The 25,235-nt window shown below is 40.6% G+C and carries 17 protein-coding genes, 2 pseudogenes and 1 riboswitch; of the genes and pseudogenes, 11 read left to right on the top strand and 8 right to left on the bottom strand.

Going from position 1 to position 25,235, the window contains the following annotated elements; all coding sequences use genetic code 11:
- Positions 1-193: 193 nt before the first annotated feature.
- The 3 genes from L0B17_RS16335 to L0B17_RS16345 all read right to left on the bottom strand — a co-directional run bounded on the left by L0B17_RS16335 (position 194) and on the right by L0B17_RS16345 (position 3,452).
- Positions 194-2,056, bottom strand: a complete 1,863-nt coding sequence (locus tag L0B17_RS16335) for a methyl-accepting chemotaxis protein (RefSeq protein ID WP_235086268.1) — start codon at positions 2,054-2,056, stop codon at positions 194-196.
- Positions 2,057-2,307: 251 nt separating this feature from the next.
- On the bottom strand, positions 2,308-2,541 hold the full coding sequence (locus L0B17_RS16340; RefSeq protein ID WP_235086269.1) for a cytochrome c3 family protein: 234 nt from the start codon (positions 2,539-2,541) through the stop codon (positions 2,308-2,310).
- Between the two features lie 266 nt (positions 2,542-2,807).
- A complete protein-coding gene (locus L0B17_RS16345) occupies positions 2,808-3,452 on the bottom strand; it encodes a pseudouridine synthase (RefSeq protein ID WP_443019963.1) in 645 nt (214 codons plus the stop codon).
- A 330-nt stretch (positions 3,453-3,782) separates the two neighbouring features.
- Between L0B17_RS16345 and L0B17_RS16350 the strand changes: the two are divergent.
- From L0B17_RS16350 to L0B17_RS16365, 4 genes and pseudogenes are all read left to right on the top strand, one after another.
- A pseudogene (locus tag L0B17_RS16350) lies at positions 3,783-5,869 on the top strand (M13 family metallopeptidase).
- Positions 5,870-6,006: 137 nt separating this feature from the next.
- On the top strand, positions 6,007-6,789 hold the full coding sequence (locus tag L0B17_RS16355; RefSeq protein WP_235086273.1) for a RelA/SpoT domain-containing protein: 783 nt from the start codon (positions 6,007-6,009) through the stop codon (positions 6,787-6,789).
- A 129-nt stretch (positions 6,790-6,918) separates the two neighbouring features.
- Complete coding sequence (locus L0B17_RS16360; RefSeq protein WP_235086274.1) at positions 6,919-7,320, top strand: SMI1/KNR4 family protein; 402 nt, start codon at positions 6,919-6,921, stop codon at positions 7,318-7,320.
- Positions 7,321-7,365: 45 nt separating this feature from the next.
- Positions 7,366-7,866 (top strand): DUF4447 family protein, encoded by a 501-nt coding sequence (locus tag L0B17_RS16365; RefSeq protein ID WP_235086276.1) that lies wholly within the window; start codon positions 7,366-7,368, stop codon positions 7,864-7,866.
- Between the two features lie 178 nt (positions 7,867-8,044).
- Here L0B17_RS16365 and L0B17_RS16370 read toward each other — a convergent pair whose 3' ends face one another.
- Entirely contained in the window at positions 8,045-10,612 is a 2,568-nt protein-coding gene (locus L0B17_RS16370) for a TonB-dependent receptor (RefSeq protein WP_235086277.1), read from the bottom strand.
- 347 nt (positions 10,613-10,959) lie between these two features.
- On the opposite strand from L0B17_RS16370, the gene L0B17_RS16375 reads away from it, so the two are divergent.
- The 4 genes and pseudogenes from L0B17_RS16375 (at position 10,960) to L0B17_RS16390 (ending at position 15,718) form a co-directional block, all read left to right on the top strand.
- On the top strand, positions 10,960-12,222 hold the full coding sequence (locus L0B17_RS16375) for an Nramp family divalent metal transporter (RefSeq protein WP_443019902.1): 1,263 nt from the start codon (positions 10,960-10,962) through the stop codon (positions 12,220-12,222).
- Positions 12,219-13,286 carry a serine hydrolase domain-containing protein gene (locus L0B17_RS16380; protein ID WP_235086279.1) on the top strand — a complete coding sequence of 356 codons (1,068 nt, stop codon included), beginning with the start codon at positions 12,219-12,221 and terminating at the stop codon, positions 13,284-13,286. The genes L0B17_RS16375 and L0B17_RS16380 overlap by 4 nt, the downstream gene beginning before the upstream one ends.
- Before the next feature lie 84 nt (positions 13,287-13,370).
- Positions 13,371-13,835 (top strand): DUF1456 family protein, encoded by a 465-nt coding sequence (locus L0B17_RS16385; protein ID WP_235086281.1) that lies wholly within the window; start codon positions 13,371-13,373, stop codon positions 13,833-13,835.
- A gap of 195 nt (positions 13,836-14,030) precedes the next feature.
- Positions 14,031-15,718 (top strand): annotated as a pseudogene (locus tag L0B17_RS16390) (NAD-dependent malic enzyme).
- A 130-nt stretch (positions 15,719-15,848) separates the two neighbouring features.
- On the opposite strand, the gene L0B17_RS16395 reads toward L0B17_RS16390, so the two are convergent.
- Positions 15,849-16,277, bottom strand: coding sequence for a DUF3069 domain-containing protein (locus L0B17_RS16395; protein ID WP_235086283.1), 429 nt, complete (start codon positions 16,275-16,277; stop codon positions 15,849-15,851).
- A 60-nt stretch (positions 16,278-16,337) separates the two neighbouring features.
- Positions 16,338-16,880 (bottom strand): phosphatase PAP2 family protein, encoded by a 543-nt coding sequence (locus tag L0B17_RS16400; protein WP_443019903.1) that lies wholly within the window; start codon positions 16,878-16,880, stop codon positions 16,338-16,340.
- Between the two features lie 490 nt (positions 16,881-17,370).
- Between L0B17_RS16400 and L0B17_RS16405 the strand changes: the two genes are divergently transcribed.
- From L0B17_RS16405 to L0B17_RS16415, 3 genes are all read left to right on the top strand, one after another.
- On the top strand, positions 17,371-18,978 hold the full coding sequence (locus tag L0B17_RS16405) for a tetratricopeptide repeat-containing diguanylate cyclase (protein ID WP_235086284.1): 1,608 nt from the start codon (positions 17,371-17,373) through the stop codon (positions 18,976-18,978).
- A gap of 557 nt (positions 18,979-19,535) precedes the next feature.
- Entirely contained in the window at positions 19,536-20,720 is a 1,185-nt protein-coding gene (queG, locus tag L0B17_RS16410) for a tRNA epoxyqueuosine(34) reductase QueG (RefSeq protein ID WP_235089896.1), read from the top strand.
- 309 nt (positions 20,721-21,029) lie between these two features.
- Entirely contained in the window at positions 21,030-21,944 is a 915-nt protein-coding gene (locus L0B17_RS16415; RefSeq protein ID WP_235086286.1) for a LysR family transcriptional regulator, read from the top strand.
- Positions 21,945-21,978: 34 nt separating this feature from the next.
- On the opposite strand, the gene L0B17_RS16420 is transcribed toward L0B17_RS16415, so the two are convergent.
- Positions 21,979-22,719, bottom strand: coding sequence for an HDOD domain-containing protein (locus tag L0B17_RS16420; RefSeq protein WP_235086288.1), 741 nt, complete (start codon positions 22,717-22,719; stop codon positions 21,979-21,981).
- A gap of 177 nt (positions 22,720-22,896) precedes the next feature.
- Positions 22,897-24,891 (bottom strand): TonB-dependent receptor family protein, encoded by a 1,995-nt coding sequence (locus L0B17_RS16425; protein WP_235086290.1) that lies wholly within the window; start codon positions 24,889-24,891, stop codon positions 22,897-22,899.
- Positions 24,892-25,026: 135 nt separating this feature from the next.
- Positions 25,027-25,221, bottom strand: a riboswitch (cobalamin riboswitch).
- Positions 25,222-25,235: the final 14 nt, after the last annotated feature.

Raw genomic sequence — 25,235 nt, forward strand, 5'->3', positions numbered from 1 at the left:
CTAACTGGCTAAGTTAGGTTTTTTCATCTAGTGCCTGCTTGTTTAAACACATATGCAAATCGCTATATAAGCCTTCTCGCCCCTGTATCAGATTCTGTGTAACACTCACAAAAATAAACGTAAAATTACACTTTCAATCGCTTACGCAAAATCAAGCTTGATAATGTCAAAACACACCGCACTTCAAACCATCTTATACTTTGAACATACTGACTGACTTATGTAACCCTGCGGCTCGAATACGTAAATCTTCTGATGCCGCTGCATTTTCTTCCGAAGCGTGGGAAGACTCATCTGCAATGTCTCGTATAACTACCACATTTTTATTCACCTCAGCAGCCACCATACTTTGCTCTTCAATTGCCGCAGCAATTTGAGTGCTCATATCCATAATATTAGTCACATCTTCATTGATTAGACGTAATAATGTCCCTGCACTGGCAGCCTGTTCAGCACTTTCTGCCCCTTGGCGCTGGCTGGTTTCCATTAACTGAACAATAGATCGCGTGCGTGTTTGTAAGGTGCCGATAATAGCGGCAATCTCTTCGGTAGACTCTTGGGTTCGCATCGCTAGACTTCTAACCTCATCCGCTACCACCGCAAATCCGCGGCCTTGCTCACCTGCTCTAGCCGCTTCAATTGCTGCATTAAGTGCCAGTAAGTTAGTTTGCTCTGCAATACCTCGGATAACATCTAAAACGCTGCCAATCGTTTTACTGTCTTGCTCAAGCTCGCGAACCACTTTTGCCGAATCGTTAAGCTGGCTGGCAAGCAATTGAATTTTTGCAATCGTTTCTTCAACGCCAATTTGACCACTTTTTGCGTTGTCATGGGTTTGGCTCGCTTTCAATGCGGCTAACTCTGTGTTGTTAGCAATTTCATCAATTGTTGCCCCCATTTCAGTAATAGCAGTTGCAACCATATCCGTTTCATTTAGCTGCTTTAACACCCCTTCTGATGCAATAGAAGCATTATTAGATAATTCCTCACATGAGGTATTCATAGCATCAACCGCTTCATTAACTTGCTCAATCAAGTGTTGAAATGAACCGACCATGCTATTAACGTGAGTCGCTATGCGTGATAACTCATCATCCCCTGAGTCATCACATCTCAGGGTTAAATCTTTATTTTTTTCAATATTGGCAATCACCTGGGTGATATTTTCGACAGGGGTAATAATGCTGCGAATAATATAAAAAGTGGATACCGACAACACTAAGGTAATCAATAAGAAGATTCCGCCACCTAAATACACGCCATTTTCTTCTGCTTGATGGATTTCAGCTATGGTTTGATTTTGTAATATTTTACGATCGTCATCAGTTTTATGGATAACATCACGTAATACTTTCATTTTTCCGTCAACCTCAGTCAAGCCAAACTCTTGCTCTTTACTCACTAACGCCTGAAAATCAGCCTGATATTGGTCGATACTTTCCTGCAATTGACCTTTAATTCCAGATGTTAGATAAGAACTGTTAACAGCCTGCTTGAACTGACTAATATATAACGTAAACGAGTCTATATATTTGGGATCGCGGCGCAACATAAAATCTTTTTCATTACGACGAAGTTGAAGCATGATCATCAGTAACTCATTTTCATTATTACTGTTTAAGATCGTTTCAACATTATGAACAGCTCCCCTTAACTGGCCATACAAACCCGTTGTAGGTGTTAGGCCAATTTCTTTTTGTAGCACCACAACATCGTTAAATGTCGATTTATATGCCTGGACACTCGCCTTTAAACCATTCAAAGCCGTTAGGGGGATATTGCGATCAGTTAATACGCCCTCTAAATGATCAAACAATAGATTAAGATCGACAAAACTCTGTTGATGCTTTTCAAGATATACGACATCTAATCTGCTCAAGAAATCTTTTTCTTTATTTCTCAGCTCAAAAATTTCTTTTTCAATTTCGATTACACTGCTTTTAGAATCAGCCAATTGCTGCTGCACATTAATCGAATATAGTTGCAATGCAAACATAGCAACAAGCGCTAAAATAGAGACCGCAGCACTCAGCATTAGCTTAGAACGGATTAACATAGTGCACCCTTTTCATTTTAATAATTAATATATAGCCGTTTTCATTAAAGTAAGCGAATCATTAACCTAAAATACTTTCCAAAAATTGACCCTAAGCTTTCTATCGGCTTATAACACTAAAACTAAATACTGAGTGTTGTCTTATAGAAATATTATTCATTATTTTCAAAAAAGCATAAAAAAGGTCTTCCGAAGAAGACCTTAACTCATCACCTTTTTACAATGAGTGGACACGATGGCAAACATTGGGGTTACTTTTCCATTTGGTGACAATCAGTACATTCTTTCATTGTCAGTTCAGGGCTGTGCATTTCCATATCAATTTCATGGGCATCACCAATGGCATGGCAATCAGCACAAACTGCTAAAGTGGCTTCATTTTCAGTGTGCATAGCAACGTCGATGCTTTCATGACACTCAACACAGTCAACGGCAACAGCAGCACCTGCAAAAAATAGCGCAGTAAATAAAATTACATATTTCATATATACTCCTAAGTCATTTAGGCGCAGATCAGGATTATGCGTTCCAAAGCTCAACCTTTACTGCACTCATTAATTAAGTGTATTAACGACTATTTTAAGCATTATTTCAAAAAAGATTATCAAAAATGCTAACAACATCAAATTTTAAGCGTTATTGTGTCAATTAGAATCGACTTTAACAAAGCCACAACTTGCTGTACGATTTATCTCCAATCGATTTATTACCAAACAATTTATGACAAGAAAAATCTCAATCATAGAAAAAACTAACTGATTGAGTCGACTTCCTCTTGCGTTAAGTAACGCCAATCTCCAGGCACTAACTCTGGGTCTAGCTCAATTTGACCAACGCACTCACGGTGTAAATTAACCACTTTATTACCGACAGCGGCAAACATGCGTTTAACTTGATGATATTTACCTTCACTGATTGTTAAGCGCACCTGTTGTGGGCTAAGCAACTCTAAAATAGCTGGTTTGGTTAATCCATCCTCATTACGCAGTTCGATACCACTGGCAAAAACGGCGACTAAATCTTCACTAATAGGATCAGCCAGCTCAACTAAATAGCGCTTGCCGCAATCTTTCTTCGGAGAGGTGATTTTATGAGACCACTGTCCATCACTGGTGATCAAGACTAAGCCTGTGGTATCAGCATCTAACCGGCCAGCTATGTGTAAGGTATCAATTTTTTCGATATCCATTAAGCTCAACACTGAAGGATAAACTTCATCAATGGTCGAACAAATGGTGTCTACAGGCTTGTTCAGCATAATATATCGCTCACCGACCACTGAAATGACCTGACCATCTAAACAAACCACTGTATTTTCTGTTACCTGAAACCCCGAATCTTTAATCACTATGCCATCACAGGTAACATCACTTCGATGAAGTGCTTTTTTCGCCATAGTACGCGTCAATTCGGTACTCTCACAAATAAATTTGTCTAAACGCACAATCAATACTCACAGTTTTAATTTGTTCATATTATGCGGTCTTAAGTTAAAAATAGAAATAACAGCCGAGTAAATCGTACTTTTCGTTACACCTAGACACAAAAAAACGCACGCCCTTCCCCATAGAACGCTTGTATTATTAGCCGACAACCCCTTAACATAGCTGTCACAACAATAAGTCAGTAGTCAATTGCAATGATAGGCTTTGACACTCAAACCTGACAATATAAAACAACATTACCAGCCTCCATTGAAGGGCATATTTAAAGCAAAGGAAACAACATGAAAAAATTGGTTATTGGCGGTTTATGCGCCTCATTAATTGTAGGCTTAAGTGCTTGTAGTGATGACAAGGCCGTCGTTGCACCAGCTGCAGACGTCGCAAAAACAGCTACTGCAGCAGCGGTAGAAAAAGCACTAACGTCTGGTATTACTTTCGACAATATCGATAAGTCAGTACGCCCACAAGACGATTTTTACATGTATGTTAACGGCGCATGGATGAAGAACGCTGAAATTCCTGGCGACCGTACTAACATTGGTGCATTTTACGACTTACGTGAAAATGCCCGTGATGATGTTAAAGTCATCATTGAAGATTTAAGTGCCACACCCAATTTAGCTGATGGCACTGATGAGCAAAAAGTAGCTGATTTATATCGCTCATTTATGGATGTTGCCACTTTAAACAAATTAGGCATCGCACCAATCCAAGCTGATTTAGATAAAATTGCAGCACTAAAAGATAAAAAAGAATTAACTGCATTTTTTGGTGAAAATCAAGTTAACGGTGGCGGAACCCCTTTAGCTTTCTACGTTGAAATCGATGCCAAGAACTCTAGCCGTTATGCGACTCACATTTGGCAATACGGTTTAAGCCTGCCTGAAAAAGATTACTATTTTAATCAAGAAGAGCGCTTTGTTAATATCCGTAAAGCCTATGTTGAACATATCGAAAAAATGTACAACCTAGCTGGCTTACCAAATGCGAAAGCAAACGCAGAAGCAATTTTTGCTTTAGAAACCAAAATTGCAGAAAAACATTGGGATGTGGTTGAAACTCGCGATAGCACTAAAACTTACAATCTATATCAAGTGGCAGATTTAAATGAGTTAGCACCAGACATCAACTGGGAAGGTTACTTAGCGGCGTTAGGTGGTGGTGAGCAAACTGATATTATTATCAACCAGCCTAGCTATATCCAAGGGCTAAATGAAGTGATCAAGAACAATGATCTTGGTGCATGGAAAAACTACCTTACATGGATGACCTTAACCCATAATGCAAATAACTTGTCAGAAGTAATAGACAAGGAAAACTTTGCCTTTTTCTCTAAAACCTTAAATGGCCAAGCAGAACAAGAGCCACGTTGGAAGCGTGGTGTTACAGCAGTAAGCGACACGCTAGGTGAAGTCGTTGGTAAAGTGTACGTTAAACGTCACTTTGCTCCAGAAGCAAAAACACGTATGGAGCAGCTAGTTGAGAACCTTCGTGGCGCTTACGGCTCAAGTATTGATTCATTAGATTGGATGAGCGCTGACACTAAAGTTGCCGCAAAAGACAAGCTAGCTAAATTTAACCCTAAAATTGGTTACCCAAATAAGTGGGACGACTATACCAAGCTGACTATCAAAGCTGATGACTTATTAGGTAATGCTAAACGTGCTGCGATTTTTGAACATAACAAGAATTTAGCTAAGTTAGGCCAACCGATAGATAAAGACGAGTGGCACATGACGCCACAAACCGTTAATGCTTACTACAATCCAACCATGAATGAAATTGTGTTCCCTGCTGCGATTTTACAACCGCCATTCTTTAACTTAGAAGCAGATGATGCAGTTAACTACGGTGGTATTGGTGCGGTTATCGGTCACGAAATGGGCCACGGTTTTGATGACCAAGGTGCTAAGTTTGACGGTGAAGGTAACATGCGAGACTGGTGGACAGAAGCTGACCTAAAAGCATTTGAAACTAAAGGTAACGCCCTTATTGCTCAATATAGCGGTTATAAAGTATTTGACGATTTAAACGTTAATGGCGAATTAACCTTAGGCGAAAATATTGGTGATTTGTCAGGTGTGACTATTGCTTATAAAGCTTATAAAATGTCACTTAATGGTCAAGAAGCCCGGTGATTGATGGTCTAACTGGCGATCAACGCTTCTTTATGGGCTTTAGCCAAATCTGGCGTGTGAAAATGAAAGAAGAAGCTATGCGCAACCGCGTAGCAACTGACCCACATTCACCTGGTCATTTCCGTGCATTAGGCGCGTTATCTAACATGCCTGAGTTCTATACCACTTACGATGTTAAAGAAGGTGACAAGATGTATCTTGCACCAGAAAAGCGCGTAAAAATCTGGTAAGCATAATCTAAAATGAAGGGCGCCATTAGGCGCCCTTTTTGTTAAGTTTTCTTAATCTAAATGCCTGTCTTCATTCAGTATTGGTTCAGCTTCATTAAGCTAAAGTGTCTCTAAGCTAACCGCAAGGAGAATTAACATTGAATAAACTCTTTCGTACTCTTTTCATCTTTGTAATCTTACTGAGTACACGTCAAGTTACCGCTCAGTCACTTGCACCTGTTAATCAACAAGATGACAAAGTCGCTTACGGCTTAAATCTTGAGGCTAATAATGCACTTGATATCTTATATTCAATCCCTGACTTTCAAGCATATCACCCCATGCAACAATCGGCTGACTTGATTGATTTAATGTCACAAGCCGATCTTGCTCAAACCGAGTTAGGTCAGCTTTTAGCAGTAATCAGTCAACAAAATGAAGTGACTATGTTGTTACCTGCGACTAAAAGTTATCAGCGAGCATTACAAAAAGTAACCCATAAATTTGAAGGGGATGCCCGTTTAATTACCGATTTAGCTCGAGGCAGTATAGTGGCTAATAATGTTGATGACTTAATGGCAAGCTACAAAATGTTAACTGAAAATAGCGAAGTGGTACAAATTAAAAACCGCTTTGCAAACCCTAAAGCGTCTGGTTATCGCGATTTAAATATGCTCGTAAAACTGCCACAAAGCCAAATGATTGTTGAAGTGCAGTTACACTTACAAACCATTGCTAATATAAAAAGTGGTCAGGATCATAAACACTATGAACAAATTCAACAAATTGAAGCTATTGCCAGTTTGGAGCATCGTGCCCTCAATGAATTTGAAATACAGCAAATCACTCGCATTCGTCAGCAATCTCATAAGCAGTATCATAAAGCTTGGCTAGTATATAAACGTCAAGCAGTAACGACCGATTATCAGCAAGCTGCCTAACCAGCCATTAATTCCACCCACCCTTTTGCGCTCATATGAGCGCATTTTTTTTATCTAACTAAGCCATTAACTCTGCTATAATCCCGCCCAATATCGCATTGATAGCTATCGCGACTAAAGGAACACCCAATGCAAGACATTATTGATCATTTACAAGAGCTCAGTGAAACCGTTCCAGTCCCTTTTGAACTGCCTACTTTTGAGCAACTTGTCGAAGTTGAAGAACAAATATTAATTGGGCTTCCAGGGGATTTAAAAGAGTATTTACTGTATGCCAGCGACGTAATTTATGGCACTTATGAACCCGTTACAGCTGCAGATCCATACTCGCACACCTTTTTGCCAGAAGTGGCCAGTTACGCTTGGTCTATTGGATTACCAAGAGAGCAAATTCCAATTTGCCAAATTGGTGACAGCTTTTACTGCATTGAAGAAAACGGTCAAGTACAGTTTTGGAAAAATGGTCGCTTTAGTAAAGAACGATGGGAATCATTGTGGGACTGGATTGAAGACGTTTGGCTCGGACTTTAACACTCATTTTAAAAATTAAAATATTAGCTTACTTTAGGAAAAATCATGTCAAACTCATCGGGCTTGAACGCCATCGAAATGCAGTGTTTACGCCAATCTTTTGGGTTAACCGCTGAGCAAATTGCACTAATCACTAAGACGACTACCGAAGCGGTTATCGCATGGGAAGCCGGTGAGGCAGAGGCGCCAATTCCTGCTCAAAAAAAGCTACTAGAAATTGATGACATCATTGAAATGCAAGTACTCAATACCACTGATGGCATTGAAGAGTTATTTAAAAAAGAGCCTAAACGCCGTTTAGCGTTTGTGGTATATCCCACTCAAGCACTTTATACCCAATACAACCCTGAATTTTTAAGTTCATTACCGCTAACAGAGCTGTATAACACTGCAGCCTGGCGAATTAAGAAAGAATGTAAGCTGGTACTTGAAGTTGATGTGAGCTTAATCGCCCTTGATGCTGAAGCCTACAAAGCCTACCGCGCAGATAACGGCATGAGCGAAAGCCGCGAGAGCCGCGCTAAATGGGCTGCTGCACAGTTATAGTTATTGGTATTGGTATTGGTATTGGCCATCAAGCGTAACAAACAACAAGGAAGCTTAATGCTTCCTTTTTTAATGCTAATTATATGGTCATTAATGAAAAAGCCACACCCCAAAAGGGAGTGTGGCTTTTATTATCTTAAGGTTATGTTATTAAGATCGTGTTATTAAGATCGTATTATTAAAACTTCATTGTCACTTTAGTATAGATATAACGGCCTAATGGATTATGTACACCCATTGCATAACCATAAAGGTCAGCATCACCATCACCAATTGCAAATGACGGTTCTTCATCAAACACGTTATTCACACCTACAGATAACTTAACCGTGTCATTGAAACGGTATGAGCCAGACATATCGACTAATAACTGAGCATCAACGGTGCGGGTTTTATTGTAGTCTTCAAACTCACCGATATAGCTTAAGTTAACGTTAGCGGCAAAATCATCCATGTTCCAGTTAGTTGTTGCCAACCAACGGTGTTGTGGATATTCATACTCACCAGTGTAATCAACAGTACTGCCATCAACTTCTTTTTCGAAGCTGATTAAGTAGCTGTATTCTAAACCAAACTTAACATCACCAAAATTATTTAACTCAATACCATAGTGGGAAGATAAATCCACACCTTGAACTTCTTGCGAACCAATGTTAACGAATCCTGATTTAATCACATCAAGCGGACCCAATGTTTGACCAGGCTGCGGTGCATTTCGAACACAAACCGTACTGTTTTGATTATTACAATTGTCATCGTAAAGATCTTGGTTTTGCAGTGAATCAATTTTGTTGTCTTGAAGGATATTAAATATATCAAAACCCACATCAAACTGCTGACTTGGCGCCCAAATCATACCGACGTTCCAAGTTTCAGACTCTTCAGCTTTAAGGTTAGGGTTGCCAGCAAATATAAAGTTGTAGTCAAGTAGCTCACAATCAACATTGTCGGCGGCACAACGGTAACTATCAATTAAAAAGTCACTCTTTTCAGATGGACCAAGACCAATTTGTGCTAAAGATGGCGCACGGAACCTGGTAGACCAAGAACCACGAGCGGTTAACTCATCATTAATGCCCCACTGGAAAGCAATTTTAGGGTTAGTGGTTGAGCCAAAATCACTGTAATTGTCATAACGTCCCGCTAGCTGTAACTCAAAACTATCAGTAACCGGAACAGATAACTCAACATAGGCAGCGTATTGATCCCGTGAACCAAAGGCAGATATTGCTTCAGTACCAAAAATCAAACCACGTTGGAATTGCTCGTCCGGTATATCGCTTACACTTTCTTCACGGTACTCAGCCCCTGCTGCCATCATGATATCGCGATCAGCAAGAGTAAACGCATGGCCAGAAATGCTGGCATCATAAGCAGTAATGCTCGACTTACCTTGTCTTACAAGGCTAGTGGTAATGCGGTCAATCACATCTTGTGAGTTAACTGCAGCACCAAATGGGTTGTAATTACCGGCATCAATTTCAGCTTGTAGGTAATCCGTTCTTACCCAGCCTTGTGAACGATTACCCGTTTGAGTAGATTCACTACGACCACGTTGTGTTGATACTTCCCAATCCCACTCGTTCACGACACCACGCAGACCAGCAACAATGCGCATAGTATCTGATTCGATATCCCAACGACGAGCGCCGGCGTCAACGGTACGATAACGACCAATTTCAATATCTTGTCCGAATGGATTATTAGGGTGTGAGCCAGGTACAGTTAACCCTGCATCTTCATCTAATGGTGTTGGTGCGCCGCCCGCTTCAGAGGTGTTATGCTGTACAGACAACTCTAAAAATGCGGTTAAATCTTCACCTAACATGTAGTCAAACTGGCCAATGGCGCCCACTCGCTCAGAAGTAGGAATGGTCATATTGTAAGGACCATAATCAAACAAACAACTACCGCTACCTGTGGCTCTGTCTGGTGGACAATCTGGGTCAATCGTTTTAACACCGTTAACGTAAAAATAGCCCGGATACCCGCGAGATGAACGGTAATCTTCACCGCCATATGGCGACTGATTTGCGGTACCAAATTGGCCCATGTCTTCTGCTGATAATGTGCCGTTAGTAAAGTAATCTAAAATAATAGAAGCACTGCCTTTATCAGCTTTAACGCCCCATACCAAGCTAGCAGTCGTTTCGTCATATCCTGTGCCGCTATCATCGCCATAACCTAAGTTAAGCTCAATTCCTTCGATGTCCTTTCTTAAAACAATGTTAACCACACCAGCAATAGCATCAGAGCCATAAATTGCTGAGGCGCCATCTTTTAAAATATCGATACGCTCAATGGCCGATACTGGAATGTTGTTAATATCAACAAACGAATTTGAAATACCTTCGGCAAATGCACTCGCACCGACACGGCGACCATTTATGAGTACAAGTGTGGCATCAGGGCCTAAGCCACGCAAACTGATCGATGCACCGCCGTTTGCTGTCGAATCCTGGCTGTTACCACGGGTAGAGAATGCACCTGAGCCATTGGCAGGCATACGTTCAAGAAGTTGCTGTAGGTTGTCAAACCCCATGTTAGCAATATCTTCTTTGTTTAATGATTGTACTGGTGAAGGTCCTTCAATATCAGTTCGCTTGATACGAGAACCAGTAACTTCGATACGTTCAACTTTATTTTCTGCAGATGCATCAGCGGCTTGAGCAACAAAGGCTATAGGGGCCAATGACAGTGATACAGCAATAGCGCACGCGCTGCGCAAAACGTTAGGTCTTTTCATGATCTTCCTTAACAGTAATTTTTATTTTATATCCAGGGCTACTGTAAATTACGGTAACAATATAATTGCCAATAGCCTGCTTGGATTATTATTTACATGTCCAAGTTAATTTAAAATTTAACAAAGTCAACACAATGCATTAATGTTAATGCAACTAAATAACGAGTAAAGAGTAAAAACCCAAAAATAATGAATCTAAATTCACAATTAAAATATAATAAAATGATACACAAACAGGACGATTAACTAAAATTACCGGCATAGCATCTATCCAACATTAAATTAATCAATATATTTTCCATTAAATTAATAAGTTAACTAATCAACAATAGGCTTGAATATTTTTTATGCTAAATCAACAATCGGTTTCGATTTCTGCACTGTCTAAAATAAAAATTTTATTTAACGCTACAGGCCCAGGTATTTTAATGGCCGCTGCTGCAATTGGTGCATCGCACCTTGTCGCATCAACCCGTGCTGGGGCTGAATATGGTTGGCAGTTAGCCTGGTTAGTGCTGGCGGTAAACTTGGTTAAATATCCATTTTTTGCTGCTGGAGCGCGTTATACCGCGGCAACGGGTGAAAGCTTACTAGAGGGTTATTTACGTCAAGGGCGCGGTTACTTGTGGCTGTTTACTGGGCTCAATACTATTGCCGCGGTAGCCAGCACTGCTGGGGTATGTATGTTAACCGCGGCAATGTTAACTCAATTTATTCCACTTTCTATTGACGTATTAGCCTTAATTGTATTAATCACATCATTGCTATTGTTAATTGTCGGTCATTATAAATGGCTGGATAACATCACAAAAGTCATCATGTTTGTGCTAACTATCTGTACATTAATTGCGGTGTCATTGGCACTGTCTAACCAATGGGGGAAGCCAGTAACCACCTCTAGTGCAGATGCTTGGCAATGGGCTAACGTGGGGTTTCTAGTAGCCATGATGGGCTGGATGCCCGCCCCTATTGAAGTCAGTGCGTGGAATTCACTATGGCTACTAGAAAAGCAAAAGACCCAAACGATAACAGCCAAACAAGCTATTTTCGATTTCAATTTAGGCTATATCACTACTGCGATCCTTGCATTGGTTTTTCTAGCGTTAGGCGCATTAGTTATGCATGGTTCTGGGGAACAGTTTTCAGACTCTGGCGCTCAGTTTGCAAATCAATTAATCAACTTATACAGTCAAGTCATGGGCGAGAGCACCCGCTACCTTATCGGTATTGTGGCATTTTTATGTATTTTCAGTACCACTGTGACTGTAATTGATGGCTATAGCCGCACTTTAAATATGGGCTGGCAATTGCTCACTAAAGCACAGAACTCAGCCAACAGACTCAATATGATTATGCTACTAATGAGCGCGCTAGGTTTAGGTTTAATCCTGTTTTTTAAAGGTGCACTGCTGCCTTTGCTAGAGTTTGTAATGATTTTAGCCTTTATGACCACTGTAATATTTGCATGGCTTAACTTTCGCCTAATGACCAGTGAAACCTTAGCGCCGAAATATCGTTATGGTAAAACTATGGTGGGTTTATCTTGGCTTGGGTTGTTGTATTTAGTTGGCTTTGCAATATTGTTTATTTATTGGTATTTCAGTAAATGATCATCTCACTAAAGTTGTTAATCCCGCTGACATACTTCACAACAATTATTTATACATTACTGTGGTTTAGCTTTGCCTTTGGCTCACTGCAGGCCAATGCATTTGAATTAACAGCAACCGATATTCAAAGCATTATTGATAAGGATTCAAGAGCCTTTAGCGGCGTAATTATGATTAGCGATAACAGTAAAAATTACGTTAATTATCAAGCCGGTGAAACAATAAAATCGGACAGTGTATTTTTAATTGGATCGATTTCGAAAACAGTCACGGCAACCCTTGTGCTGCAGGCTGTTGACCAACAAAAATTAACCCTAACCGATAATATCAGTGATCACTTAACCATTAAGACCCAATATCCTGTCACTATTGCTCAACTGCTCAATCACACCTCAGGAATTTTACCGCCAAAATCACCGAGTCTTATAGCCGACTCGCAATTCGCGCCCACAAGTCAGTTTAGCTATTCAAACTATGGTTATGCTTTACTCGGGCAGATATTAACTCAGGTCTATCAGCAACCTTACTCCACATTAGTGAATCAATTCGCTACTCAAAACAAACTGGATATTCAGGCAAACATTGGCTCTATTGCTGCTATGTATACTCAGCAACCGCGCTTAGCACAAGGGTATATGGAGCAGCAAAACCAGCGTACTCTATTAGTTGATTTGACCATAGATAACGACTTTCTAGCTTTTGGTGGTATGCAAGCTAGCACAGCGGGTATTAATCAATTTTTAAACGGACTACATCAAGGGCATTATTTGTCAGCATCAAGCTACCAAGCGATGACGAACGCCAGTACGACTCGTCATCATCGATGGGGAGAAGTTGGCTATGGTTTCGGTTTACAAATCAGTCAACAAGGCGGCGTAATAGAATACAGTCATTCGGGGTATATTCCAGGGTACATAAGCTTAATGCTTTATTACCCGCAGCCACAATTAACCGTGGTGATATTAGAAAACACCTCGTGGGATTTAGATAATATTGATCGTGTTTTTGGCTTACAGGATAAAATCCGCCAAACAATAACCGAACAGCTTATGGCACACGAATAACCTGACGAATTAAAGATTAGTCGCTATAATAGGCCCTAGTCACGTGACCTAAACTATTTATGCGCAGCCGCGCCAGAGAACCTTATGATTAACAATGATATTCTTCGCCGTATTCGTTTTGTTTTTGATTACTCAAATGCCAAAATGATTAATATTTTCAGCCAAGCCAATGCCGAAATCACCTCAGATGAGATAATCGCGCTACTGAAAAAAGAGGAAGAAGAAGGTTATCAAGCTTGTAACGATAAATTAATGTGCCAGTTTTTAGATGGTTTGATCATCAAAAACCGTGGTTTAAAACCTGACGCTGAAGTACCTGCGCCATTAAAGCAGCTAACCAATAACCTTATTTTTAAGAAATTACGGGTCGCACTAGAAATGCGCGAAGACGAAATTATTGCCATATTAGCGTTAGCAGATTTTGCGATGTCTAAATCTGAATTAGGTGCATTATTCCGCAATCCTGATCATAAAAACTATAAAGCCTGTGGCGATCAAGTATTACGTAACTTCGTTAAAGGTTTATCAATTAAACACCGCGGTAAATAAGACTAGCTTCAATAACATCTAATATACCCTATTAATGCGCAGCTCCGGCTGTGCATTTTTGTTACTCGCTAGCAATTCAAACAACTGCTTGATAAAAAAGTGTGAAAATCATCACTTAACAGACCACAATACTTATTAGTCATGTTAATCTATCCTTCAACAAACCTATCAAACAACACACAAAAAAGGTTACCCATGGACGATACTAAACGCCCACTCTATCTTCCTTTTGCTGGCCCAGCCATTCTTGAATCTCCGCTGTTAAATAAAGGCACTGCGTTTACCGAAGATGAACGTATTTCATTTAACCTTGAAGGCTTATTGCCTTGGGTAATTGAAACCATTGATGAGCAGGTCGCGCGCGCATATCAGCAGTTTACTAACTTCACTAATGACCTAGATAAACACATTTATCTGCGCAATATTCAAGACACCAACGAAACGTTATTTTATTCATTGGTGCGTAGCAACATCAGTGAAATGATGCCGATTATTTACACCCCAACAGTAGGATTAGCCTGCGAGCGTTTTTCAAAAAACTATCGCCGTAATCGTGGGTTGTTTATCTCGTACGAGAACAAAGATCGTATCGACGATATCTTGAATAACTCAACTCGCCATAAAGTCAAAGTCATTGTTGTCACTGATGGTGAGCGTATTTTAGGGTTGGGCGACCAAGGTATTGGCGGCATGGGCATTCCTATTGGTAAGCTATCACTTTACACCAGTTGTGGTGGTATTAGCCCCGCATATTGTCTTGCGGTTACATTAGATGTGGGAACAGATAACCCACAACTACTGGATGACCCTATGTACATGGGTTGGCGCCACCAGCGCATTGGTGGTGATGACTATAAAGACTTTGTTGAAGCCTTTATGCAAGCGGTTAACCGTCGCTGGCCTGATGCATTAATTCAATTTGAAGATTTTGCTCAGAAAAACGCCATGCCTTTGCTGGAGCGTTATAAAGACCAATACTGTTGTTTTAATGATGATATTCAAGGTACGGCCGCGGTGACAGTGGGGTCGTTATTAGCTGCCAGTAAAGCCGCTAATACCACACTTAGCCAACAGCGTATTGTGTTTCTAGGTGCGGGTAGTGCAGGTTGCGGTATCGCTGAAGCGATTATTGCCCAAATGGTATCAGAAGGTATTACTGACGCGCAGGCTCGCGCTCAAGTCTTTATGGTGGACCGTTGGGGTTTGTTGCTAGACAACATGCCTAATCTATTACCTTTCCAAAGTAACTTGGCGCAAAAAACCACTCTAGTTGAGCAATGGGACAATTACAGCGACAACGTGTCATTACTTAATGTGGTTAATAACGCCAAACCGACTGTATTAATTGGCGTATCGGGTGCTCCAGGGTTATTCACTGAAGATGTGATTAAAGCCATGCATAGCCATTGCCCACGCCCGATAGTCTTTCCATTATCTAACCCAACTAGTCGGGTTGAAGCGACTCCAAAAGATATTTTAAACTGGACATCAGGCCAAGCGCTTGTGGCTACAGGTAGCCCTTTTGAGCCAGTAGTGGTCAATGGTGAAACCTTTGAAATAGCCCAATGTAATAACAGCTTTATTTTCCGGGTATTGGTCTTGGGGTATTATCTTGTGGTGCTACCCGTGTATCCGATGAAATGCTGATGGCCTCTAGCCGTGCATTGTCAGAATGCTCGCCACTGGGCACTACGGGTGAAGGTTCGCTATTACCTAAACTTGAAGACATTCATAAAGTGAGTAAGTACATTGCGTTTGCCGTGGCTAAAGTCGCTATTGAACAAGGTTTAGCCCTACCTTGTACTGATGAGTTGCTGCAACAAGCCATTGATAATAACTTCTGGGAACCTGAGTATCGCCGTTATCGTCGTACGGCGTTCTAAACGGTACCAGCTATTTATCACTAGAAATGCGCTTAATCGCTAAAAACAAAAATCCCAGCTATCAAGGCTGGGATTTTTACTTTATCAGGTTGTTGAAGCAATAGACTGACAAACTCAATCTAATTATCCCCTAGTCAGCCATAACCTTTTTGAAGCTATTAAGCATAATTCTATCTGTACGCGCTTTTTTTAACTTGCGTAAACATTCTTTTAACGACTGCTCTGCTAAACGGCCAAAAATACCATCGTACTCGTTATTATTCATCTCTTCTTCCGTGTCATTGGCATCAGCAATTTCTTGCGCAACACGGCTCAACTGCATCCAAGCATTAGCAATATAAAAACCATGAAATTCAGCCTGCGAAATAAGCTTTTGAGCACTGGCTGGCAGTTTGTCCCAAGCATGACTAAAGGCTTTGGCTTTATCGGCAAACAGCTCTTCAAATAAACCATCATAAGCTTCAATTAAACTGTCAGGCAGTTGGTCCATAGGTAGCACTTTGTTTGCTACGTTATAAGATACTTTTGTCGCGATACCTCTATAGGTTTGTTCAACCATGATTACACCTTATCTTCATCAATACTAATATTTGAGTTTGAGCTTGAGTTAGCGTTTGAATTAGAAACGCCCACTAATAAACACACCATAAGTGCCATTATAAGCCAGTGGAACCACACTAATGTTTTCATAGGGATCAGTAAAATACCAACCCGCTATAATACCAATTGCCGCCCCAGCAAGCACATCTTCAACATGATGTTTATCGCTGGCAACACGAGTATAAGCAACGTATGAAGCAACCACATAGGACGGCACACCATACTCCCAACCATAACGTTGATTAATAAACGTTGCCGCGGCAAAGGTGTCCGCCGAATGTCCAGACGGAAATGAGTCATCGCCGCTGCCATCCGGTCTTTGCTTATCAACGCCTAACTTTAGCGCTTCAACCACTATACGGCTTGAAATACCCGCTTTAGCTAACTGCCAAGCCCCTTGATAGTCATCTTCGACTATTAATGCCGAAGCGAATGCAACCGCAGGTAAAGCAAGGTGTAACACATCTCCAGAAGTTTCAAGATCATCTTTAGCTTGGCTAGGTAAAGACACAATCAATAGCAATATTGACAGCATTATAGGTCTAATGGCTCTTATACTCATACTGACTCCCTTATAAACTCACAAAAGCGATAATCGCGACGTTATACGCTGCAAGGCGTCATAATGCAAATACTGTTATAGTTGGAAATAATAACCAAAGAGCATGTTATATATTTGTTATTTAAATCTATAAGCGACTATAATTGCCCCAATACAGGAACAATAAACATCAAAGTATTATTGTTGCAAATAACAAAAATAAGTGACCTGTTATCTTGAATAAAAAACTTAATATACTGTTAAATATTACTATTTTATCAATAGTAAGCCTTTTTCAGCCCCATCTCTATCTGAGTACTATGATAATGCTCGGGCGGATGCTATTTATCAAAAATTTGAGCTCGCAGATTATAAAGATCAGCAAGAAGCCGATGCTCTAGTTAAAGAATATAAACAGATTATTGCTAGCGATGATGAGGTACGCCAAAAGCTCCTCGTCCGTTTAACCTGTTGGCAACACCCGTCTGAAACTGATGAACAGCTGGCTCAAGTGATTGAATACACAAAACAACAATTACTGATTTATTCAGAACCTTACCCTTCAGAAATTCATACTGACTTACTATTATGCCTAGGCTATCAAAAGCAATTAGCTGGACAAACCGAAGAGGCATTTACCGATATTTCATCGGCAATTAATAGTGCATATGAACTAGAGAGCCCAAGATTAATCGCTGACGGGCGCAGTATTCGCGGCTCTTTGATGTCTTACCAAGGTAACTACAACGCAGCTTTAGAAGATTTAATTACTGCACAACATCTTTATGAAAAATTAAACCTTACTTACTGGGCTAATCAAACTTTAAATGAAATTGCCACCAGTTATCGCCGCTTTGGTGATTCAGAAACCGCACTAAAATATCAAATAAAATTAGAGAAAATGTATATAGAATCTGGTCGGCTGTTTGAAGCAGACATAGTTAACGTACAAATCGCATTTTCATTAGAAGCATTGGGGAAAATTAATGAGTCCACTGAGCGCTTTTATAAATCGCTAAAATACTGGGAATCAAAACAAGAAAAAGTGCCCGCTGCTGACGCCAAAGTTAATATTGCCGGCAATCTTATTCAACAAGGCCAAATCGATAAAGCGCTCACCTTACTAAAACAAGCTGAGCCTGATATTCCAGATAAACATGAAGGCCCTCATAGCTTTATGAGTTTGTATTTTGCTCAAGTTTATTTAGCAAAAAATGAGTTAGACAAAGCTATAAAGTACAGTAATCAAGCCTCGATTGATTTTAACCGCGGCGCAAATAAACGCGGAGAAGCCCAAAATTTGCGCTTATTAAATGATATTTACCTTGCCAAAGGTGATGTGACAAACGCCCACAAAGCCTTAACAGCCTTTATCGATATGCATTTAATACTAGACAAACAAATAATGTCAGATAGAAATGCTGAAATGCAAACCCGATTTAATACCGACAAAGTGCACAATGAAAATCAGCTATTACTTAAAGCAGCAAACGACAAAGAGTTACAGCTACAAATAATGCAACGTAATGAAACATTGCAAGTGGTGATTATCACCTTAGTGGCTATTATCTTGCTCATAGTGTCAGTTTTTGCTTATAAACAGGTTAAACGTAAACGCAGATATCAAACCTTAGCCTTAACCGATGAACTAACCGGACTGTCTAACCGCCGCGATACCTATTATCAAGGTGGTAATTTTATTAAACAAGCCAGACAAAGCGGTAAACCTTTTTCTGTTATCTCATTTGATGCTGATCGCTTTAAACAAGTAAACGATACCTTAGGCCATGATATTGGCGACAAAGTATTAGTTAAATTAGCGGCATTAACCATGGGGATGATGCGAGAGAATGATGTAGTCGGCCGTGTCGGTGGTGAAGAGTTTTTAGTACTATTACCTAATATTTCCAACACAATTGCTCAAGAAATTGCCCAACGCTTAATTGACTGTATTGCTAATTATGATTGGAGCTTAATATCACCTGAGTTACACCAAACTGTGAGCGCTGGTGTCACAAGCTTAACCAATGAAACAGAATTATCGCCATTACTGCTTAAAGCTGATCACGCACTTTACAGGGCCAAAGCCGATGGTAGAAATTGCGTTAGAAACGCATAGCTTTAATCTGGGATAATTACGACGGCAAAAGAATGGATTAATTCAATCGCATCATTGGTGAGTTGATGAGTTGATGATTGAGGCCCTTGCTCATTGGCGCCTCATCTTCAGTTACTATTATCACTGGCTTATGCACCACTGAGTAAAACATTAACTACCTCCACTCGGGTTAAGAGATGGGCTCAATAAGCTGAACTCAATAGATTTAGCTTATTTTGTAGCAAACTTGCCATTTGTGTTGAAAACAAAGCACATTAGCACGTCAATAGCTGACCTATTGCACGTACTAATGTGAAAAAATAACGCTGTTAGTAAGGCAAAGGGCTGTTTGGTAAGCGTTTATTATCCCGAGCTGAGGTTAACGACAAAGCAAAGTTGCTAATAGTCCATAGACATCGCAGCCACTCTTCACAAATGCCCTATCAACTTAAAATAAAGCCGGACTTTATCGACGAAAAAGTCTATAGCCCATTACAGATAGCGTATAATCAACAACAAAATTAACTCACCACTAACGATTTACCATGCCAGAGTCTATTGAGCCACTTAATACTGAAATGCCTCGCACTGTATTAAGTGCAAACCAACTAGCTGAGCTTGCCCAAGAAATTAAGCAATGGGGTAAAGCATTAGGTTTCGCACATATTGGTATCACAGATGTCGACTTATCAGCAAATGAAGCCGATTTACAAGCATGGTTAGATAAAGGTTACCACGGTGACATGGGTTATATGGCTAATCACGGCATGATGCGTGCAAGGCCAGCAGAACTTCACCCTGGCTGTATTAGAGTGATTAGCGCACGCATGGATTATCTGCCACCCGATGCTGGGTTCGCCAGTAACTTAACCGACCCCAATTTAGCTTACATATCACGTTACGCTGGCGGGCGAGACTATCATAAATTAATGCGACAACGGCTAAAACAGCTTGGCGAAAAAATAGCATCGCACTGTCAAAGTCTTGAGTTTAATGACACCGACTTTCGCCCTTTTGTCGACTCAGCACCTATTTTAGAAAGATCTTTAGCAGAAAAAGCAGGTTTAGGCTGGACAGGCAAACACTCGCTGATTTTACATCCTGATGCAGGTAGCTGGTTTTTTCTCGGTGAATTATTAATTAATTTGCCCCTGCCAACCGACACCCCTATCGCTGAAGGATGCAACACCTGTGTAGCCTGTATAAAATCATGCCCAACAGATGCCATTGTAGCCCCTTATGTTGTTGATGCTAGGCGTTGCATATCCTATCTCACCATAGAGTTACAAACGGCTATACCCGAGGAATTTAGACCCTTAATTGGTAATCGAATTTATGGCTGCGACGACTGCCAACTCGTCTGCCCCGTCAATGCCAAAGCCCCGCTCACCCAAGAAACAGACTTTCATACCCGAGCAAAACTAATACAACCTGACTTGCTAAGTTTATTTGCCTGGTCAGAAAGTACATTTTTGTCAAATACCGAAGGCAGCGCCATCCGCCGTATTGGCCATAAACGCTGGTTACGTAACATAGCCGTCGCCCTAGGTAACGCCCCCGCAAGCGAAAATATTATTACTGCATTGACGCAAAAAGCACTAACAGATGAAGTAGATGCATTAGTCATTGAGCATATTGAATGGGCCATTACTCAGCAACAAGCAAAGCTAGCAGAGCAAGCAATCGCTATAATCGAACCGCTGAGCCGCAAAACCCAACGAGTTATCCGCAGTATTGAAAAAGGCCTACCACGGGATGCTTAGTTTAATCTGATTGGTGAATAACGCTTCTCACGCAGCAATTAAATTACCTCACAAAATTTAACTCATCCGCATCTCACCGAGTCCATGTATTTCTAAAGCAAGCTTAAATCCGCCTTGTCGGCCGATGCGTGGAAAACAAGACCTGTAATGTTCATACTACTTTTCTGGTAGGCGAACAGATTATTGTTGTCTTCATGTAAATAAAACACACAGGCGTCTGGACGTCCAGAAGGTTATCGTGCTAACCTGCTGTCAAGTAATCGAATTGATTTCATCGGTCAGTTGAGTAAGTTTCATGTGGAGTGAGCAATGATAGAACTTAGACACCTTCGCACCTTAATGGCGTTAAAGGAAAGTGGTAGTTTAGCGGGTGCAGCTAAGAAACGTTTTGTAACTCAATCGGCTCTTTCTCACCAAATTAAAGAATTAGAAACCCGTATTAATTCATCTATTTTTGTACGCAAAAGTAAACCGCTTACCTTCACCCACGAAGGCGCTCGTTTACTTAATCTTGCTGAAGAAATTTTGCCAAAGGTCATTGCGACAGAATCTGATTTGAAGCGTGGATTAGAAGGTGAAAATCAACAACTCAAACTAGGCATTGAATGTCACAGTTGTTTTAGATGGTTAATGCCGGTTATTGAAGCATTTAAGCAACACGCTCCAGATGCACAGATTGATATTTCAAGTCGTCATCTTTTTGATTCGCTTAATGCACTTGAAACTGGCGGGTTAGACATAGTGCTAACGTCTGATCCTGTTCCTGGACATACTTTGGCGTATCAGCACTTATTTGATTTTGAAGTTAAATTAGTGGTTGCCAATAATAATGCATTGTCGGCTCAGGCTTTTATTAGCCCTGCACATTTAGCCAAACAAACATTATTAACTTATCCAGTGCCGCTTACTCGTTTAGATATTTACAAGCACTTTTTAGAGCCTGCCGGTGTAGAAATTGGCGAACAAAAGCAGTGTGATTTAACGTCAATGTTATTGCAAAGAGTAGCCTGTAATGATGGCGTTGCTGCGCTGCCCACATGGTCAATCAAAGAAAGCCAAGGCCTAAGCTTAACCGCAATACCATTAGGGCCTGAAGGCTTAAAGCGACCATTATTTGGTGCCTATAGACGTGATGCCACCAATGCTAATTTAATCCAGAAATGGTTAGAATTAGTGGCCCAGGAAGGTTTAGCATTGCAAAGGTCTAGCCTGAATCTGGCCTAATATGACCAAGATTAAGCGCAACTCAGGTCGAGCACTATAGGGGGTTTATCAATAAACCTCTTTTAGACAGTATTCTTCGTAAAAGAAGCCCTGCGGAGTCTGGGTTTTTAGTTTGTTGTAAGTTGTGTGCAATCATGAACTCAACACGTAAATCATCATCTAGACCTAAAGACTCAAAGGCTTCAATTGAAAGCGTTTGCTGATGGCTGTCAAGTAACGACTTAATCACTCGCAGTGACACAGGTTTTTCTTGCTCGCTATTTAAGTAAGCAAAGGCGGTTAAGGCTATAACCTGACCAAATACGCTAAACAGTGCTAAGGTTTGCATTTCATCAGCATCAATTTTCAGGCCGCTATCCTTCTCGGTTTCCTGACGTAAAAGTGCAATGGAATCAACTGCAATTAACTCATTCAACTTCCAGTAACCCTGAATTAGTTTTTTATAAGGCTCTGCAAGACCATCTAAACGCTCTTTTAGATAAAACGAAAAAGCATAACGGTAAATATTAACCTGACCAAGACGAATTAGCGCATCTTTAATACTGCGATTCTTAGTGGATATTATACCTGCCGATTGCGCTGTATTGCTGCGCATCAGTAAATGTCCTGCTAAGGCCGGATCATCTGACACTATATCAATCACAATTCTGATATCGGCTTCATTAATTAACGCTTTCTTTAGCGGAATAAGGATCCCGCGGCGGCCAATGACTTGATCTTCATTACCAATAATTGCCCTAACTTGAGTTAATACTCTTTGCTCAAGATCCGTCATACCCCATTATCACCTTATTATTAAATCGAATTTTTTATTTAGGCTGTGAGCAAAACCATAGCATAAAAAAGCCAACAAGGAACTTGTTGGCTTGATAAAGTATAGTCGCTTTATTATTTAAACCAATAGGACTTTAACCAATAGGATTTAAACCAATAGGACTTTAATCAGCAATATTTAAAAACGATATCCGGCTGTTAAACGTAAGTTACGACCATCGCCCGGATAAAAGCCACTACCCCATGCAGAGTAGTAACCCGCACTGACATACTCTTCATCTAATAGATTGTCAGCCCGTAAGCTGGCAGACCATTGCTGGTAGCTGTAGTTAATTGCAATATTGGTCAGTACATAGCTGTCTAATTTAGGATCAAGGTTAGCATTGTCGCCTTCAATAAAGCGCTCGCCAGTGTAGATACCTTCTGCAAATACTTGCCAGTGGTTAGCAAAATCGTAACTGATATAACCACGGCCATTGTGCTTAGCAACCCAAGATAACGCTTTACCAGCATTTTCGCCTTCTGTAAATTCGGCATCAATATAGTCATATGTAACACCTAGCATTAATGCAGGACTAAGCTGGATATCATAAGCCGTGCTGACACCATATCGACGCGATGCATCAGCGTTGATGTTAGCACCGTCAAAACTACCGCCCACAGGTTTTTCAGCGCTTGGATCCCACACAATTTCATCTTCTAAATCAAGTTGAAACAGGTTAATTTTTAGATTATGAATATCATATGCATAGTCCCAACCCGCTTCAAATGATCGCCCCACCTGCGGCTTTAAGCCAACCGTACCAGGTGAGGTATAAGCTTGCTCATCCACTTTAGCAAAGCGGAAGTTATCATCAGCACGCACATACAAACGATGTTCAGTATTAGGACGATAATTTAAACCCAGTTCAAATGCATGTGCATCCTGGTCTAAACCAATGCCATTAGGATAGACATTTTCATCAACCAAATCATCGTCAGCTTCCGCATAACGACCGCCAACAACATAAGATAATGTGGTTGTCAGTGGCACAGTGGCTTGAACATAAGCACTGCTTTGGGTTTGTTGATTACTTCTACCAAAACTAAATATTGACTCACCTAAATTATAATCAATGCCGGTAATAATATTAAGTTCACCACTTTCAATTTGATACTTGGCAACGGCTTTAGGTGAAATAGACAATAAAGTACGATCATTACGACCAGAACTGCCCCACTGTAAGTTGGTATTATTACTGTCGGTGTAGCTAACATCTGCACCTAATGTCCAGGTATCATTGATTTGATTGTGATAGCCCGAGCGCAGTGCTGTCGTCATATCATGAATATAATCCCCTTTATTCCAAGGATTAGATTGACGTGGATTTTGTTCAAGCTGTTCTTTCGTTAACGAACCAGGAGTTTGACGCTCATTATCGAAGTAGTTTGCTTCAATATAAAAATCTTCTTCAAGGGTTTGATATTGTAAGCGACCTAATATTGAGCTGGTTTCATCAGCATTGTCATCACGATAATTGTCCGACTCGCTATACTGACCCGCTAAATAATATTGCCAAGCATCATTAATTACGCCTGCAACATCACCTTTGGCTTCTAGGGTATCAAAACTTCCACCCGACAACGCAAGGCTACCGCCAGTACTATTTGGCGCTTTGGTAATGATGTTAATCACACCGCCTACAGCTTGATCGCCGTATAACACCCTGGAACTACCCGATAATATTTCTACCCGCTCAATTTGGTTAAGCGAAATAGCACTGACATTGGGCGCGGCAATATCGATATTATTAAGACGGCGTCCATCGACTAAAATAAGGGTATTGTTTGCCGCTTGCGAGGCGGTAAATCCACGCATAGAAAAAACCGGTCCAGTATTGTTATTGGATACCTGAATACCACCGTGGCCACGCAATAAATCGCCCAGGTTGGTCGCACCACTCATTTGAATTTCAGCGGCATCAATAACATTAACGTTCGCAGCAATATTAAGTGGTGTTTCTGCACGGCGGCCAATAACAACCATGCTTTCTTCGTGCTGAACGATTTGGTGAATGTCAGAGACTGCTTCAGTATTAGATTGCTGAGCATTTGCAGATACACACAGAGAAAGACTCGAAAGTCCTAGAATAGCGCTTAATGATAAGGCTAATTTTGTTGGATTAGTACCCATTTACCTTTAACTCCTGAAAGGGAAAATGGGGCAATTACGTCGCAATAAAACATCTTCAACATCAAACTTGATCATGGCATCTGATCATTAAATTTGAAAATAGCTTATTACATCTTAAGATCTGCCCACCGAAATCTCAAAATCATCTTTAGGGCCGGTCTCCGGACTGAGGCATTTTGTATGAATGATTTATTCAACAAACAGATAGTGCGATCGTTACACATTATCTTAACCTTTCACCGTTGCGGGGGCAGTATCAGGTTTGCACTGATTTCCCGATTATCCATAAGTTCACTTAAACATTATGGCACCACAAAAGATTGACTAGTCATCATGACCATAAA

This window comes from Shewanella sp. OMA3-2 (assembly GCF_021513195.1).
Classification (GTDB): Bacteria; Pseudomonadota; Gammaproteobacteria; order Enterobacterales; family Shewanellaceae; genus Shewanella.

Bases quoted from the DNA above. Each gene is read 5' to 3' on its own strand.
- L0B17_RS16380 (WP_235086279.1), top strand. From the start codon at position 12,219: ATGATCATCTCACTAAAGTTGTTAATCCCGCTGACATACTTCACAACA.
- L0B17_RS16375 (WP_443019902.1), top strand. From the start codon at position 10,960: ATGCTAAATCAACAATCGGTTTCGATTTCTGCACTGTCTAAAATAAAA.
- L0B17_RS16385 (WP_235086281.1), top strand. From the start codon at position 13,371: ATGATTAACAATGATATTCTTCGCCGTATTCGTTTTGTTTTTGATTAC.
- L0B17_RS16395 (WP_235086283.1), bottom strand. From the start codon at position 16,277: ATGGTTGAACAAACCTATAGAGGTATCGCGACAAAAGTATCTTATAAC.
- L0B17_RS16415 (WP_235086286.1), top strand. From the start codon at position 21,030: ATGATAGAACTTAGACACCTTCGCACCTTAATGGCGTTAAAGGAAAGT.
- L0B17_RS16340 (WP_235086269.1), bottom strand. From the start codon at position 2,541: ATGAAATATGTAATTTTATTTACTGCGCTATTTTTTGCAGGTGCTGCT.
- L0B17_RS16400 (WP_443019903.1), bottom strand. From the start codon at position 16,880: ATGAGTATAAGAGCCATTAGACCTATAATGCTGTCAATATTGCTATTG.
- L0B17_RS16425 (WP_235086290.1), bottom strand. From the start codon at position 24,891: ATGGGTACTAATCCAACAAAATTAGCCTTATCATTAAGCGCTATTCTA.
- L0B17_RS16420 (WP_235086288.1), bottom strand. From the start codon at position 22,719: ATGACGGATCTTGAGCAAAGAGTATTAACTCAAGTTAGGGCAATTATT.
- L0B17_RS16365 (WP_235086276.1), top strand. From the start codon at position 7,366: ATGTCAAACTCATCGGGCTTGAACGCCATCGAAATGCAGTGTTTACGC.
- L0B17_RS16370 (WP_235086277.1), bottom strand. From the start codon at position 10,612: ATGAAAAGACCTAACGTTTTGCGCAGCGCGTGCGCTATTGCTGTATCA.
- L0B17_RS16360 (WP_235086274.1), top strand. From the start codon at position 6,919: ATGCAAGACATTATTGATCATTTACAAGAGCTCAGTGAAACCGTTCCA.
- L0B17_RS16345 (WP_443019963.1), bottom strand. From the start codon at position 3,452: ATGGCGAAAAAAGCACTTCATCGAAGTGATGTTACCTGTGATGGCATA.
- queG (WP_235089896.1), top strand. From the start codon at position 19,536: ATGCCTCGCACTGTATTAAGTGCAAACCAACTAGCTGAGCTTGCCCAA.
- L0B17_RS16335 (WP_235086268.1), bottom strand. From the start codon at position 2,056: ATGTTAATCCGTTCTAAGCTAATGCTGAGTGCTGCGGTCTCTATTTTA.